Below are 14,308 nucleotides of genomic sequence, written 5' to 3'. Positions count from 1 at the left end.
TCCAAGATCTGTTTCCGTAATTATCCTTAGAAAGGAGGTGATCCAGCCGCACCTTCCGATACGGCTACCTTGTTACGACTTCACCCCAATCATCTATCCCACCTTCGGCGGCTGGCTCCATAAAGGTTACCTCACCGACTTCGGGTGTTACAAACTCTCGTGGTGTGACGGGCGGTGTGTACAAGGCCCGGGAACGTATTCACCGTGGCATGCTGATCCACGATTACTAGCGATTCCGGCTTCATGTAGGCGAGTTGCAGCCTACAATCCGAACTGAGAACGATTTTATGAGATTAGCATACCCTCGCGAGTTAGCGACTCTTTGTATCGTCCATTGTAGCACGTGTGTAGCCCAGGTCATAAGGGGCATGATGATTTGACGTCATCCCCACCTTCCTCCGGTTTGTCACCGGCAGTCACCTTAGAGTGCCCAACTAAATGATGGCAACTAAGATCAAGGGTTGCGCTCGTTGCGGGACTTAACCCAACATCTCACGACACGAGCTGACGACAACCATGCACCACCTGTCACCAATGTCCCCGAAGGGAAAACTCTATCTCTAGAGCGGTCATTGGGATGTCAAGACCTGGTAAGGTTCTTCGCGTTGCTTCGAATTAAACCACATGCTCCACCGCTTGTGCGGGCCCCCGTCAATTCCTTTGAGTTTCAACCTTGCGGCCGTACTCCCCAGGCGGAGTGCTTAATGCGTTAGCTGCAGCACTAAGGGGCGGAAACCCCCTAACACTTAGCACTCATCGTTTACGGCGTGGACTACCAGGGTATCTAATCCTGTTTGCTCCCCACGCTTTCGCGCCTCAGTGTCAGTTACAGACCAGAAAGTCGCCTTCGCCACTGGTGTTCCTCCAAATCTCTACGCATTTCACCGCTACACTTGGAATTCCACTTTCCTCTTCTGCACTCAAGTCTCCCAGTTTCCAATGACCCTCCACGGTTGAGCCGTGGGCTTTCACATCAGACTTAAGAAACCACCTGCGCGCGCTTTACGCCCAATAAATCCGGACAACGCTTGCCACCTACGTATTACCGCGGCTGCTGGCACGTAGTTAGCCGTGGCTTTCTAATAAGGTACCGTCAAGGTACGTTCAGTTACTAACGTACTTGTTCTTCCCTTACAACAGAGTTTTACGATCCGAAAACCTTCATCACTCACGCGGCGTTGCTCCATCAGACTTTCGTCCATTGTGGAAGATTCCCTACTGCTGCCTCCCGTAGGAGTTTGGGCCGTGTCTCAGTCCCAATGTGGCCGATCACCCTCTCAGGTCGGCTATGCATCGTTGCCTTGGTAGGCCATTACCCCACCAACTAGCTAATGCACCGCGGGCCCATCTAGTAGTGACAGCCGAAACCGCCTTTCAGCATTTTGCCATGTGACAAAATGGATTATTCGGTATTAGCCCCGGTTTCCCGGAGTTATCCCAATCTACTAGGTAGGTTGCCCACGTGTTACTCACCCGTCCGCCGCTAAATCAGAAGAAGCAAGCTTCTTCATCATTCGCTCGACTTGCATGTATTAGGCACGCCGCCAGCGTTCGTCCTGAGCCAGGATCAAACTCTCCATAAAAGTAGTTTGAAAGCTCATTAGCTTTGCTAGCGTATCATCCGAAGATGATATCTATTTTTTGTTTTGATCCACCAACAGAGTTGATGTTCAAAAACATTTATTGATTAACGTCTTGCATGTTCAGTTTTCAAGGTTCATTGTATTCGGTCGATGTCTAGTCGACTTTTAATATTATATCAGGATAACATTTCGTTGTCAATAACTTTTAAAAAATTTCTTTTTTAGTTATCGTCCTGACAAGTTGCTTAGTTTTAGTAGCAACCTTTATATTATATCAACTTCACTTCTCGTTGTCAACAACTTTTTAAGATTGTTTTTTTAGTTGATCTGTTACTTAAATTAGCAACTTAACTAATATAACACGCTTTATAAGCGTGCGCAAGTGTTTTTCAAAAAAAGTTATAGTAGATTGAAATTGCTAATACAGAGGCTACTCCTGGTATACCTAATAGTGCAACCAACAAGCTAGAGAAAAAGTTAATAGGAACAAACAATCCTGCAAAACCTAATAAATAGTGTAGTGCGAACAGTAGTACAAAAGAAAATGCTATACGAAACCAAAAAATTGATAGCCACTCAATTGCTTTACCCCAATGCTTTCTTGTTCTCATTAATAGGAAGAAAAAAAACAACACCCCTACGAAACCAACAATCGGTTTCCACATCATATATATCCCACTCCTTTTATGATAGTAGTGAAATATATGATTGGGATGCTGTTTTTAATTCATTTTCTTAATAAGATTTTTCGAATACGCGCTTCTTTAAATAGATAGAAGTGTTTACTTTCAGCAATTTTACGCTGCGCGATTGTATCTAGATCATAATCATCTAGTAAACCTTCAATCTCTTGCGTCTGCTGCCAGTCTTCTTTGGTTTCTCTCATTAGAACCACTAACTTCTCATCAAATTCTTGACGTAGCTTTTGTTTACGAAAAAACATCATGTTCGCCCCTTACTTTACAGTTCACGTCTTCCTTCTAACGCTTTTGATAAAGTTACTTCATCAGCATATTCCAAATCGCCACCTACAGGTAAACCGTGAGCTATACGAGTTGTACGTATACCCGATGGTTTTACTAGGCGCGAAATGTACATTGCAGTAGCTTCACCTTCTATAGTAGGGTTTGTAGCTAAAATTAATTCCTGTACTTGATCATCTTGTAATCTTTTCAACAATGTAGGTACATTAATATCTTCCGGGCCAATACCGTCCATTGGCGAGATTGCACCATGAAGCACGTGATATAAGCCGTGATAGTCACGCATTTTTTCCATGGCTATCACATCTTTAGGATCTTGAACAACACAGATCGTTGAAGCATCACGCTGTTTATCCTGACAAATATGACATGGATCCACATCAGTAATATGACCACAAACTGAACAATAAGTTAAGTTACGTTTAGCATCAACTAATGCTTTTGCAAATGATAGGACAGTATCTTCCTTCATTGTTAACACAAAAAACGCCAGTCGAGCCGCGGTTTTCGGCCCGATACCTGGCAATTTCATAAAACTATCAATTAATTTTGATATCGGTTCAGGATAATGCATATCAATTCCTCCTAGAACATGCCGGGAAGGTTCATACCTTTCGTGAATTGTCCCATTGTAGCATTTGTAGTTTCGTCTACTTTTTTAATCGCTTCGTTTGTAGCAATGATAATTAGATCTTGTAACATTTCGATATCTTCTGGATCTACTACTGATTCATCAAGAATTACGTCAGTCACTTTCTTCTCACCAGATATAACTACTTTCACCATACCACCACCAGCTACACCTTCAAATACCTGAACAGCTAGTTCTTCTTGAGCTTCCATCATTTTCTTTTGCATTTTTTGCATTTGTTTCATCATGTTATTCATATTTCCCATACCACGCATATTAGTTTCCTCCTCAAAATAATTAAAATTCACTCTTCTAGTATTTCTACAAAACCTTTACCAAAAAGCTCCTCTGCTTTTGCGACAAGCGGATCCTCTGAAGGAATTCGCTCCTCTACAAAAAGAGGTTCTGTCATTTCGTTTACATTATCTGCAGGTGTTTCTTCTAATGAATGCACCTGTTTGTCCAGACCATGCTGACGAATGAAGTCTGCACGTATTTTCAGCCAATTATCCTCGGGCACTACTACGATTTCATAGGCCACACCTGTTAATGGTTGTAAGATTGTAGACATCGCTGAAAATGTACCATTATTAGTACCTATCGTGCAATAAACTCCCTGCTTTAATTTTAACACAAACGCATTAGAAGATGCTGCCACAGGTTCAGCGTCTTCCAAAAGTGCTGATTGCGATTTTTGAAGTTGATTTAGCACATCAGACCACGCTGATTTTATCATTTGCAAATCTTTTTTCGTTGCTACTTTAAGTACCTCTTGGATACGACCAACATTAATTTTCATACCACTATCCACTTTTGGTCGTTGTCGTTGTTGAGCAGGTGCTGCATTACGTTGCTGTTGGCCACCTTGTTGAAGTTGCAGAACAATTTGTTCTAAAGAGGCAATTTTCGATTCAAGGTCTGCAACGTTAGGTGATTCGCCGGTAGATTGCGTCATCATTGGACTATTTTCTTGAATAGTGGCTTGAGTGATGGGTTGACCTGGAGCGAATTGCGCCATTTTCAGTAAAGCAGTCTCTAAGTAAATTTTGGAATGATGTGAAAAACGCATTTCTTGTTGCGTCTTCGAAAGGATATCAACATATCCATATAACGTATCCGTTGTAAATTGGTTGGCTAAAGTTTTGAACTTTTCATCTGACGAGGCAAGCTCAAGTAGATCCTCTAAATCAGGGGCTGTTTGAATTAGTAATAGGTCACGGAAAAATGTGATGAGATCTTCTGATAGACGCACCGCATCTTTTCCTTCACTTATTAATTTTTCTAAAAGCGCTAATACTTGTGCAATATCTTTATCTCCTAATGCTTTTGCTAAATCATAGAAGACTTCCTGACTTATAGACCCTGTCACGAATAGAGCATCCTCTAGCGTTAACTTGTCTCCACTGAAAGATACAACTTGATCCAACATACTCAATGCGTCTCGCATACCTCCGGCAGCAGATTGAGCGATGACCTTCAACGCTTGCTCATCATATTGTAGTTCTATATCTTCTAAAACGATTTTCATACGTTCCAATAAATCAATAGAAGAAAGTCGTTTAAAATCGAATCTTTGACAACGTGAAATAATAGTCGCTGGCAGCTTATGCGGCTCCGTCGTTGCCAATATAAATACAACATGCGCAGGCGGTTCTTCTAAAGTTTTAAGTAGAGCATTAAATGCACTTGTAGATAACATATGGACTTCATCGATGATATACACCTTAAATCGGGCACTTGCAGGTGCAAAACGTACTTTTTCAATAATCTCACGCATTTCCTCCACGCGAGAGTTAGATGCAGCATCAAATTCAATGACATCAGGATGTGACCCATTTGTGATACTAATGCACGTTGCACATGTATTACACGGTTCTTCAGTTGGTGCATGCTCACAATTTAATGCTTTTGCAAATATTTTCGCTGTACTTGTTTTCCCTGTACCACGAGGTCCAGAGAATAAATAAGCATGCGTAGTTTTATTGGCAAGGAGAGCATTTTGGAGGGTCCGTTTAACATGCGACTGTCCTGACATTTCTCTGAATGATTGCGGGCGATACACACGATAAAAAGCTTGATACGTCAACGTTTCCCTCTCCTTTTTTGCCGATTAGTTGAATGTATTTATTATACCATAAGAGCGCTGATTAAAGCCGCCGATACCTTTAGATAAAATAAAAAACTCATTCGCCGAAAACGACGAATGAGTTTGAAATTTGCACGATAAATGCCGTGCACCTTCCTTCGACAGCCGTACATAAGCGTTACTTTTGTCGTTAGCTCTGATTAGGCAACCCTACGGCACATGCGATAAGCCGCTTAATGCTGCTTCCTTCCGGACCTGACATGGTTCGCGGGTACGCATTGCGTAGGACCCAATCGTCAACACTACGTGCAAAAGGCAGACCAAACATACGGACAGCCTTAGAAAAGGACTTCAGTCTCGCTAGAGCGGATTGCGAGTTATAGGACACCGCTACCTTCCCACCTAGCACGGCATCTATTAGTATACGAAGAATAATGAAAAAAATCAATATAAAAGCATGAAACGAAATATTACAATTAACAAAAGAATAGTCCTAAGATCGATTAATATCTTATTTCAAGCGATTTTTCACCTTCTAATTAAAATACTTTTCACTTTAAAAAATTCTGTAAAATAGACCTTTTAAATATTAATTTAATTTTTTTATTAAAAAGTGTTGACGAGATATTTAATACATGATAAAGTATTACTTGTCAGAAAGACAACAACATACTTTCTTCGGAGGAATACCCAAGTCTGGCTGAAGGGATCGGTCTTGAAAACCGACAGGCGGGTCATACCGCGCGGGGGTTCGAATCCCTCTTCCTCCTCCATTTTATTTTTAAAAACACGCGCATAATATTGAGATTGTATTCGTTGCTAAAGTGACGAATTTTTTCTCTAATACATATAGTCAGAAATTTTAGAAACAAACATTTATGTTTGTTTCTTTTTTTATTTATCAAATTGATTAATAAATAGTAAGAGCTCTTCAGGCGAACTTACAACACCGATTTTCCTCTGCTGACTTTTTAACATGAAGCCTTCATCCACAGTATGTTGTAAATGTGCTTGAAGAAAATCATAATAAGAATTGATGTTATATAAGCATACAGCTTTCGAATGCTGGCCTACTTGAGAAAGTGTTAGTACATCAAAAAACTCATCCATTGTCCCCGCGCCACCTGGCAATGCGATAAAGGCATCTGCTAACTCCCCCATTTTAGCCTTACGCTCATACATAGTATCTACAAAAACCAATTCTGATAACCCCTGATGTGTAACCTCTTTCCATTGCATAAAAGTAGGCATAACACCAATTACTTCTCCTCCATGAGCTAATACCTCATCTGCCACTTTACCCATTAGACCTACAATTGATCCTCCATAAACAACCCCAACACCATGTATAGCCAAAAACTTACCGAGCTCTATAGCTTTCTCAGCATATATAGAATTCCTCCCCATCTTAGATCCACAGTAAATTGCTACCCTCATAAAGTGCACCCCCTCTTATTTAAAAATATAAAATAATGCACCTATATATGATTATATTCCTCCATTTCTTATAGTAATTTTAAACATATTATTTATTGCTATAAAAAAGACTGTCATTGAAATGACAGTCTTTTTTAACCGATTATTTACGACGTAAATGTGATGTCTGCTCCATAAAGTGACTAATACGTTCCACAATTACTTCTACTGTATCTGGATTTTTCATCAAATCGTAGTCGTTGATATCTAAACGTAATACCGGACATGCATTAAAACTGTCGATCCAGTTTTCATAACGTCCGTGCATTTCATACCAATAATCCTTTGGTGTTTGTTGTTCCATCGGACGACCACGTTCTTCTATACGCGATAAAATATCTTCAATTGGCCCTTCCAAGTAAATTAGCAAATCTGGATGTGGAAAATAAGGTGTCATAACCATTGCATCGAATAAGTTTTTATATGTTTCATAATCAATTTTACTCATCGTGCCTTTTTCTTCATGCATTTTAGCAAAAATTCCTGTGTCCTCATAGATTGAACGATCTTGAATAAAGCCACCACCATATTCAAAAATACGTTTTTGCTCTTTGAAACGTTCTGCTAAGAAATATATTTGTAAATGGAAGCTCCATTTTTCGAAATCATCGTAGAACTTGTCCAAGTATGGATTCGAATCGACCTTTTCAAATGACGTACGGAAATTTAATGCATTTGCTAACGCCTTTGTCATTGTCGATTTGCCGACACCTACTGTTCCCGCGATTGTAATAACTGCATTAGCAGGAATGCCGTATTTTTCTCTTAAATTCATGACTCGAAACTCCCTTTTTCTAATGTTTCTTCAACAGTTCTTAAGATTTTTTGTAAATCTGATGGATTTTTCACAAAATCAATTTCATCGCCATTTATTCGTAATACCGGAATATCTGGATTTTGTTTTTCAAATCGTTCAATAAATACATGATAATCCGTCACGAGCTGCTCCATATAGTCTCTTGAAATCATTTTTTCAAATTCGCGACCTCTCATGGCAATTCGTTTCATCAAAGTATCGACGCTTGCATGCAGATAAACCACTACATTTGGACATGGCATGTCTGCAGTTAATATCCGATATATTTCTTCATACTTGTGAAATTCAGACTCTTTTAATGTTCTTTTAGCAAAGATTAAATTTTTAAAAATGTGATAATCTGCAACTACAGCTTTCTCATGCGATAGTATATGATTCTTTATATCTGTTAATTGTTTATAGCGATTACATAAGAAAAACATCTCTGTTTGGAAACTCCACTCATCAATGTCTTCATAAAATTTATTTAAAAACGGATTTTCGTCCACGATTTCTTTCAATAAGTGAAACTGAAAAGTCTCAGCAACTATTTTAGAAAGTGACGTTTTTCCGACGCCAATTGGCCCCTCAACCGTGATAAACGGTACAGGCATCAGAAGTCCCCCTTCATCGTCTTTTTTAGTCAGTGCTTATCATTTTATCATAGTAATAAGAAAAGCAGAAGTGACTCGTTAAGTACAGGTGATTTTATAAAAAGTAACTTATACCCTAAATTTTAATATCATCAATGTGTGCAAAAAAACCCCCAGTATCAACTGAAGGTTTAAATATTACCGTTTTTTCACGTGGAACATTTCTTGTAAAAGTGCCCAGTTTTGAGGGAAGGCAAAACCCATATGCCAATAACTTATACCCCTTAACTTTAATTCCTTCAGCAAATTGAACTTCGCTTCAATAGAACGTGCATCTTCAAACCACACCACATGCTCTACCCCATCACTCCAATAATGGAAGAATGGCGCTTCAGCTATTGGATCATACGAAATCGCCGCATTTTGGTTTCTTGCCAGAGCAACAGCCTGTTGAGGGCTCAATCCTCTTGCGGGCGGATTTCCTGTTTTATATGGTAATGTCCAATCATATCCATATAAATTTTGTCCCATCATTACTTTATCAGCAGGTATTTCGGTTATAGTATATTCTAACACCTGGCGTACTGGACCAATTGGTGATACCGCCATTGGCGGACCTCCGCTATATCCCCATTCATATGTCATAATGACAACAAAATCAACCGCTTCACCTATCCCTTTATAGTCGTGCCCTTGATACCACTTTCCTGGCTGATTTGCACTTGTTTTGGGAGGGACTGCTGCCGAAATCGTTAATCCTTGAGCATGAGCTCTTTGTCTGAACCTGTTCAAAAAATCAACGTAACGTCCCTTATCCTCAGCTAACAAATACTCAAAATCTAAATGAATATCTTTTGCCCCTTTATTAGAGGCCTCTTTTAAAGCTGCTCCAATGATTAAGTCTTGTAATGTAGTATCGTTTAAAATAGTATGTGCTAATGTATCACTAAAAGCGTTATTTTCTATATTTGTTAATACGATGGCTGTTGCCGTCTGATTTGCATTCGCTATCTCTGGTATACTTCCCCAATCTAGCGGTGTAAGAGTGCCATCACGTCGTACTTCATATGAAAATGGCATCATATAAGTTAATAGTGGTGCACGTCTTCTCAGCTGAGCTATTAAACTTTCTGGAATTTCAGCTGTATACCATTCGACATAACCGTTAGTATCGATTGTAGGGCGATTTGGATTTGGCGTTTCAGGTAATACAAGCGCTTGCCCAACAACTAGAACATCTGGATCTGGAATTTCATTAAGCGCAACAATCGTCGCGACTGTCGTATTATGCGCCCTCGCGATATTATATATGTTATCGCCTTGCTTCACTACATAAATCAAGTGCAACCTCCTCTAGCATTATTTCTCCAGTAATATATGCGAATTGGGTTTAAACCGTGCTACACTATTTTGCAAGGAGCGATGAATCTATGGACGTATTAAAAAAAGATCTATACTTTATGCAATTGGCCATCGAAGAGGCAAAAAAGGCTGCATCACTAGGAGAGGTACCAATTGGGGCCATCATTGTCTACAAGGATGAAGTCATCGCCAGTGCACACAATTTACGCGAAACTTCACAGAATGCAGTTACCCACGCTGAACTCATGGCAATTCAACAAGCTTGCAACAAAATTGGTAGTTGGCGATTAGAAGAAACAACTCTCTATGTTACTTTAGAGCCTTGCCCTATGTGCGCAGGAGCGATTTTACAATCCAGAGTGCCACGCGTCGTTTATGGAGCTAGAGACAGTAAAGCGGGTTGTGTAGATTCACTCTATCATTTACTTAATGACTCACGGTTCAATCATAAGTGTGAAGTGACAGAGGGCATTTTAACAGCTGAATGTGGCCAATTATTAAGCGATTTCTTCAATAGTTTACGTAGTAAGAAAAAAGCTGAACGAGCAACTCCTGTCTCTAAAGTTATACCATTTTCCAAATTAAAATCAGACGTTGAAAATTTCTTATTCGAGTCGTTACAAGGAAAGGTCGAACTTCAATCTGCCACACATAATCAATCCCGTGATGATATACCACACATTTGGTTAACTCTAAATAAAGACCCTATTTTTAATGTAGATGATTTAGCATTTATTAACGGACAAATTCAAGGAAAGTATTGTTCTGAACTACTCTCTAAAGAATTACAAATAGCTGAACAAAATAAAATTGCTAGCTTACATTTATATGAAGCATTTACTCAATACCCTCATTTATCAATTGTAGATGCACTAGCTTCAACAAACCCAATTATCCGTGCATACTCATTACTTGATCGTCGTGTAGGGAAACGTAAATTAAAAAACATGACTGCACCACAGTCTTCATTTGAAAGAAAGTTTTATCATATCCGTTGTGAGGCAGAAGGTATTCACTATTAGATTCAAGGGAGATAACCTATGCAATTTAGCAAAATCAAAAAAAAATACGAAAGCTTTCTTTGTAAAAAGTTGCAAGGTCGCGTGAAGATTTATGCAACAACATATCGCAAAGCACATGATAACCCAGCAAGTGTTTGGCTTACATTAGATAAACAAAAAATTTTAAATGCAGATGATTTAAGTTTTATCGTTCCGAGGAACATACTGTATGCGCAACTAAAAGAACAACATATGCTAAAACCAATACCATATAATAGAGACTTCAATGTAATGTTAGGATTCCCTGAAAGACGAGCATTAGAGGATGCCTATGATTTAGCTGAAGAAACTTTAATGGAACGAGGAAATTTCGAAAGCTTTTACTTGTATGAAGCAATCATGTACTATATGCAATTATCCATTGAAGAATCATTACTATCAGAAAATGTACTCATTCAAGCCTTTGCAATGTTTGATTACCGTTTAGGAAAACGCAGATTACAAAATTTAAACATGACTGGAGTTCATCCTACTATTCAGCAATTTTATCAAATTCGCTGTGAAGCAGAGAGCATTATAAATAAAACAAAAAAAGGCTAATGCAGGAGAGCCCCCTAGCATTAGCCTTTTCGTTTATAAATTATTTAGTTGGTGCTTGAATTACTTCTTTACCGCCCATATACGGACGTAAAACTTCAGGAATAACTACAGAACCATCTGCTTGTTGATAGTTTTCAAGAAGTGCTGCAACTGTACGCCCAATTGCTAGACCACTACCATTTAATGTGTGCACATATTCAGGTTTTGCCCCTGTTTCACGACGGAAACGGATATTGGCACGACGCGCTTGGAAATCTTCAAAGTTAGAGCAAGAAGAGATTTCACGGTAAGTACCTTGAGCTGGAATCCATACTTCTAAATCGTATTTTTTCGCAGCAGTAAAGCCTAAATCTGATGTGCACATTTTTAATTTACGATATGGTAGACCTAAAAGTTGAAGAACCTTTTCAGCGTGGCCTGTTAATTTTTCCAATTCATCATAAGAATCTTCTGGTTTTACGAAACGCACAAGTTCTACTTTATTAAATTGGTGTTGGCGAATTAAACCACGCGTATCACGGCCAGCAGATCCCGCTTCAGAACGGAAAGAAGCACTATAAGCTGAAAAGCCTTTCGGTAAAATATCAGCATCTAAAATTTCATCACGGAAGAAGTTTGTTACCGGTACTTCTGCTGTTGGGATTAAGAAGTAATCTGTATCCGCTAATTTGAAGACGTCTTCTTCAAATTTTGGAAGCTGACCCGTACCTGTTAAACTATCACGATTAACGATTACAGGTGGTAACATCTCTTCATAGCCATGTTCTTCAGAATGTAAATCCATCATGAAACTCATTAAAGCACGTTCTAAACGAGCACCTAGACCACGGTAAAATACGAAACGGCTACCTGTTGTTTTTGCAGCACTTTCAAAATCGATGATGTTCAAATCTGTACCTAGATCCCAGTGTGCTTTAACCTCAAAATCAAACTCAGGAATGTCGCCCCATTTAGCTACTTCCACATTATCATCTTCCGTGTCTCCAACTGGTACACTTTCATGTGGAATATTTGGTAAACGCATCATCATATCTTGGAATTTACCTTCCACCTCACGAAGCTCTGTATCCAATGCTTTAATGTCATCGCCGACTTTACGCATATGTGCGATTTCAGCATCCGCATTTTCTTTATTACGTTTCTTTTGAGCAATTTGTTCAGAAACTTGGTTGCGCTCAGCTTTCAATACTTCTGTTTTTGCGATTAAATCACGGCGTTGTTGATCAAGAGTTTCAAATTGATCAAAGGTTCCTAAATCTTCATTACGGTGAGATAGCTTTTCTTTAATTTCCGTATAATTATCACGGATTCGTTTAATATCTAACATATGTCCATTCCTCCAGTTTTGTAAATTCGATAATAGAAATGTATCAAGGTAATCTTACAAAACAATACTTTAGGTCTAGGATATACTAAAAATAAGCAACAAAAAAGCCCTCATCCCCATGAAAGGGACGAGAGCATACCCGCGTTGCCACCCTAATTGATTGCACCTAAATGCAATCCACTTGTTTCATAACGGCTTGTTGGCCGGCCACAGCCTACTAAAGATTCAGCTGAGCAACTCCAGGACGGATTCACAAGGTTTTTTATCGACTTACACCAACCGTCGACTCTCTATAAAAAAAACTTACTTGCTACTACTTCCTATCATCGTGTTTAATTTGAATTTTATCCATACTTTACAATAGATTTCACCGTTTTGCAAGTGTGGTCAAAACACTTTTCTCAACCATCTGCACAAAGTATGCCATGATTCGTTGATCCTCTGTCAATTCCGGATGAAATGAACAGCCTAAAAACTGTCCATCTTTCGCTAAAACAACGCGTCCATTACACTGTGCTAATACTTCAACATTCGATCCCACTGATACAATATGAGGTGCACGTATAAATACTGCCGGGAAGTTTTCACCAATATTTTTTATAGAAAGGGGTATTTCAAAGCTATCAATCTGTCTACCAAATGAATTACGTTCAACAATAACATCCATTACGCCAATATGGGGCGTTTGCTGGCCAATGACATTTTTCGCTAATAATATTAATCCTGCACAAGTACCAAATATTGGTTTACCATCGTCAGCAAATTGACGAAGGGGTTTCATCATGCTGTAACGGTCAATTAGCTTCCTCATCGTTGTACTTTCACCACCCGGTAGTACAAGACCTTCTAGCTCCTTTAATTGTTCTGCATTCTTTACAACAATTGGAACAGCACCAGCTGCTTCTATAGCTTGAACATGCTCACGTACAGCACCTTGCAAACCTAAAACACCGATTTTCATCATCTTACCAGCCTCGATCTTGCATACGATCTTGTGGATTTAAGCGGGAGATTTCGATACCTTTCATCGGAACCCCAAGTTCCTTCGAAATTTCAGCGATTAATTTATAATCCTTGTAATGAGTTGTTGCTTCTACAATGGCTTTTGCAAACTTGGCAGGATTTTCAGATTTGAAGATACCTGAGCCTACAAAAACACCATCTGCTCCAAGCTCCATCATTAATGCTGCATCAGCGGGAGTTGCTACTCCACCAGCAGCAAAATTTACAACCGGTAATCGACCTAAACGGTTGATTTCTAATAAAAGTTCATAAGGTGCACCTAAAATTTTTGCCTCTGTCATTAGTTCATCTGGTGTCATGTTTGCAACTTTACGTACCTGTGCATTCACTTGACGTATATGGCGAACAGCTTCAACTATATTACCCGTTCCTGGCTCACCCTTTGTACGAAGCATCGTTGCCCCTTCAGCAATACGACGTGTTGCTTCACCTAAATCGCGACATCCACAAACAAAGGGCACTTTATAATCGCTTTTTAGCAAATGATATTCTTCATCTGCTGGTGTTAACACCTCACTTTCATCTATGTAATCTACGCCCATTGCTTCTAAAACACGAGCTTCTACAATATGGCCAATTCGCGCTTTTGCCATTACAGGTATTGATACGGCTGACATCACTTCTTCCACAATTCGAGGATCTGCCATACGCGCTACTCCACCAGCAGCTCGGATATCAGACGGTACACGCTCCAGAGCCATAACAGCAACTGCGCCCGCCTCCTCAGCAATTTTTGCTTGCTCAGCATTAATTACATCCATAATTACGCCACCCTTTTGCATTTCTGCCATTCCACGTTTTACTCGAACTGTACCTGTTAGATTTGTCATTTCCATCGCCTCCATTT

Annotated in this window: 14 protein-coding genes, 1 tRNA gene, 1 rRNA gene, 1 other RNA gene, 1 pseudogene and 1 other annotated feature; of the genes and pseudogenes, 4 read left to right on the top strand and 14 right to left on the bottom strand. The window is 39.4% G+C overall.

Annotated elements, in window-relative coordinates; genetic code table 11:
• Positions 1–30: 30 nt before the first annotated feature.
• From MKY02_RS00180 to ffs, 7 genes are all read right to left on the bottom strand, one after another.
• Positions 31–1,583 (bottom strand): 16S ribosomal RNA (locus MKY02_RS00180).
• A gap of 389 nt (positions 1,584–1,972) precedes the next feature.
• On the bottom strand, positions 1,973–2,251 hold the full coding sequence (locus MKY02_RS00175) for a pro-sigmaK processing inhibitor BofA family protein (protein ID WP_038181008.1): 279 nt from the start codon (positions 2,249–2,251) through the stop codon (positions 1,973–1,975).
• 59 nt (positions 2,252–2,310) lie between these two features.
• Positions 2,311–2,526, bottom strand: a complete 216-nt coding sequence (locus tag MKY02_RS00170; protein WP_081730036.1) for a YaaL family protein — start codon at positions 2,524–2,526, stop codon at positions 2,311–2,313.
• 17 nt (positions 2,527–2,543) lie between these two features.
• The gene (gene recR, locus MKY02_RS00165; RefSeq protein WP_038181014.1) at positions 2,544–3,140 is read right to left on the bottom strand and encodes a recombination mediator RecR; all 597 of its coding nucleotides are present in this window, start codon (positions 3,138–3,140) and stop codon (positions 2,544–2,546) included.
• 11 nt (positions 3,141–3,151) lie between these two features.
• The gene (locus tag MKY02_RS00160; protein WP_038181016.1) at positions 3,152–3,472 is read right to left on the bottom strand and encodes a YbaB/EbfC family nucleoid-associated protein; all 321 of its coding nucleotides are present in this window, start codon (positions 3,470–3,472) and stop codon (positions 3,152–3,154) included.
• Positions 3,473–3,501: 29 nt separating this feature from the next.
• On the bottom strand, positions 3,502–5,283 hold the full coding sequence (gene dnaX / locus MKY02_RS00155) for a DNA polymerase III subunit gamma/tau (protein ID WP_076035511.1): 1,782 nt from the start codon (positions 5,281–5,283) through the stop codon (positions 3,502–3,504).
• Between the two features lie 144 nt (positions 5,284–5,427).
• An RNA gene (gene ffs / locus MKY02_RS00150) (signal recognition particle sRNA large type) lies at positions 5,428–5,694 on the bottom strand.
• A 269-nt stretch (positions 5,695–5,963) separates the two neighbouring features.
• Between ffs and MKY02_RS00145 the strand changes: the two genes are divergently transcribed.
• Positions 5,964–6,056 (top strand) — tRNA-Ser (locus MKY02_RS00145).
• A gap of 121 nt (positions 6,057–6,177) precedes the next feature.
• On the opposite strand, the gene MKY02_RS00140 is transcribed toward MKY02_RS00145, so the two are convergent.
• The 4 genes from MKY02_RS00140 to MKY02_RS00125 all read right to left on the bottom strand — a co-directional run bounded on the left by MKY02_RS00140 (position 6,178) and on the right by MKY02_RS00125 (position 9,489).
• Entirely contained in the window at positions 6,178–6,720 is a 543-nt protein-coding gene (locus MKY02_RS00140; RefSeq protein WP_340710443.1) for an LOG family protein, read from the bottom strand.
• Between the two features lie 142 nt (positions 6,721–6,862).
• Entirely contained in the window at positions 6,863–7,534 is a 672-nt protein-coding gene (locus MKY02_RS00135) for a deoxynucleoside kinase (RefSeq protein WP_038181019.1), read from the bottom strand.
• A complete protein-coding gene (locus tag MKY02_RS00130) occupies positions 7,531–8,169 on the bottom strand; it encodes a deoxynucleoside kinase (RefSeq protein ID WP_038181021.1) in 639 nt (212 codons plus the stop codon). The genes MKY02_RS00135 and MKY02_RS00130 overlap by 4 nt, the downstream gene beginning before the upstream one ends.
• A gap of 177 nt (positions 8,170–8,346) precedes the next feature.
• Positions 8,347–9,489 (bottom strand): glycosyl hydrolase family 18 protein, encoded by a 1,143-nt coding sequence (locus tag MKY02_RS00125; protein ID WP_038181023.1) that lies wholly within the window; start codon positions 9,487–9,489, stop codon positions 8,347–8,349.
• A gap of 89 nt (positions 9,490–9,578) precedes the next feature.
• Between MKY02_RS00125 and tadA the strand changes: the two are divergent.
• The 3 genes and pseudogenes from tadA to MKY02_RS00115 all read left to right on the top strand — a co-directional run.
• A pseudogene (tadA, locus tag MKY02_RS00120) lies at positions 9,579–10,055 on the top strand (tRNA adenosine(34) deaminase TadA); the annotation flags it as partial.
• Positions 10,056–10,076: 21 nt separating this feature from the next.
• Positions 10,077–10,532 carry an SF0329 family protein gene (locus tag MKY02_RS21970; protein ID WP_445329617.1) on the top strand — a complete coding sequence of 152 codons (456 nt, stop codon included), beginning with the start codon at positions 10,077–10,079 and terminating at the stop codon, positions 10,530–10,532.
• Positions 10,533–10,550: 18 nt separating this feature from the next.
• Entirely contained in the window at positions 10,551–11,111 is a 561-nt protein-coding gene (locus MKY02_RS00115; RefSeq protein ID WP_340710442.1) for an SF0329 family protein, read from the top strand.
• A gap of 40 nt (positions 11,112–11,151) precedes the next feature.
• Here the strand turns inward: MKY02_RS00115 and serS are convergent, their stop codons facing one another.
• The 3 genes from serS to pdxS form a co-directional block, all read right to left on the bottom strand.
• The gene (gene serS, locus MKY02_RS00110; protein WP_076035513.1) at positions 11,152–12,438 is read right to left on the bottom strand and encodes a serine--tRNA ligase; all 1,287 of its coding nucleotides are present in this window, start codon (positions 12,436–12,438) and stop codon (positions 11,152–11,154) included.
• Between the two features lie 120 nt (positions 12,439–12,558).
• Positions 12,559–12,774, bottom strand: a binding site (T-box leader).
• Between the two features lie 31 nt (positions 12,775–12,805).
• Positions 12,806–13,399: a pyridoxal 5'-phosphate synthase glutaminase subunit PdxT gene (gene pdxT / locus MKY02_RS00105; RefSeq protein ID WP_076035514.1), complete on the bottom strand. Its 594-nt coding sequence runs from the start codon at positions 13,397–13,399 to the stop codon at positions 12,806–12,808.
• Positions 13,400–13,403: 4 nt separating this feature from the next.
• Positions 13,404–14,291, bottom strand: a complete 888-nt coding sequence (pdxS, locus tag MKY02_RS00100; protein ID WP_038181033.1) for a pyridoxal 5'-phosphate synthase lyase subunit PdxS — start codon at positions 14,289–14,291, stop codon at positions 13,404–13,406.
• Positions 14,292–14,308 lie beyond the last annotated feature (17 nt).

This window comes from Viridibacillus sp. FSL R5-0888, from assembly GCF_038009105.1.
Taxonomy (GTDB): Bacteria; Bacillota; Bacilli; order Bacillales_A; family Planococcaceae; genus Viridibacillus; species Viridibacillus arenosi.
This window is presented reverse-complemented; position numbering and strand designations above follow the sequence as displayed.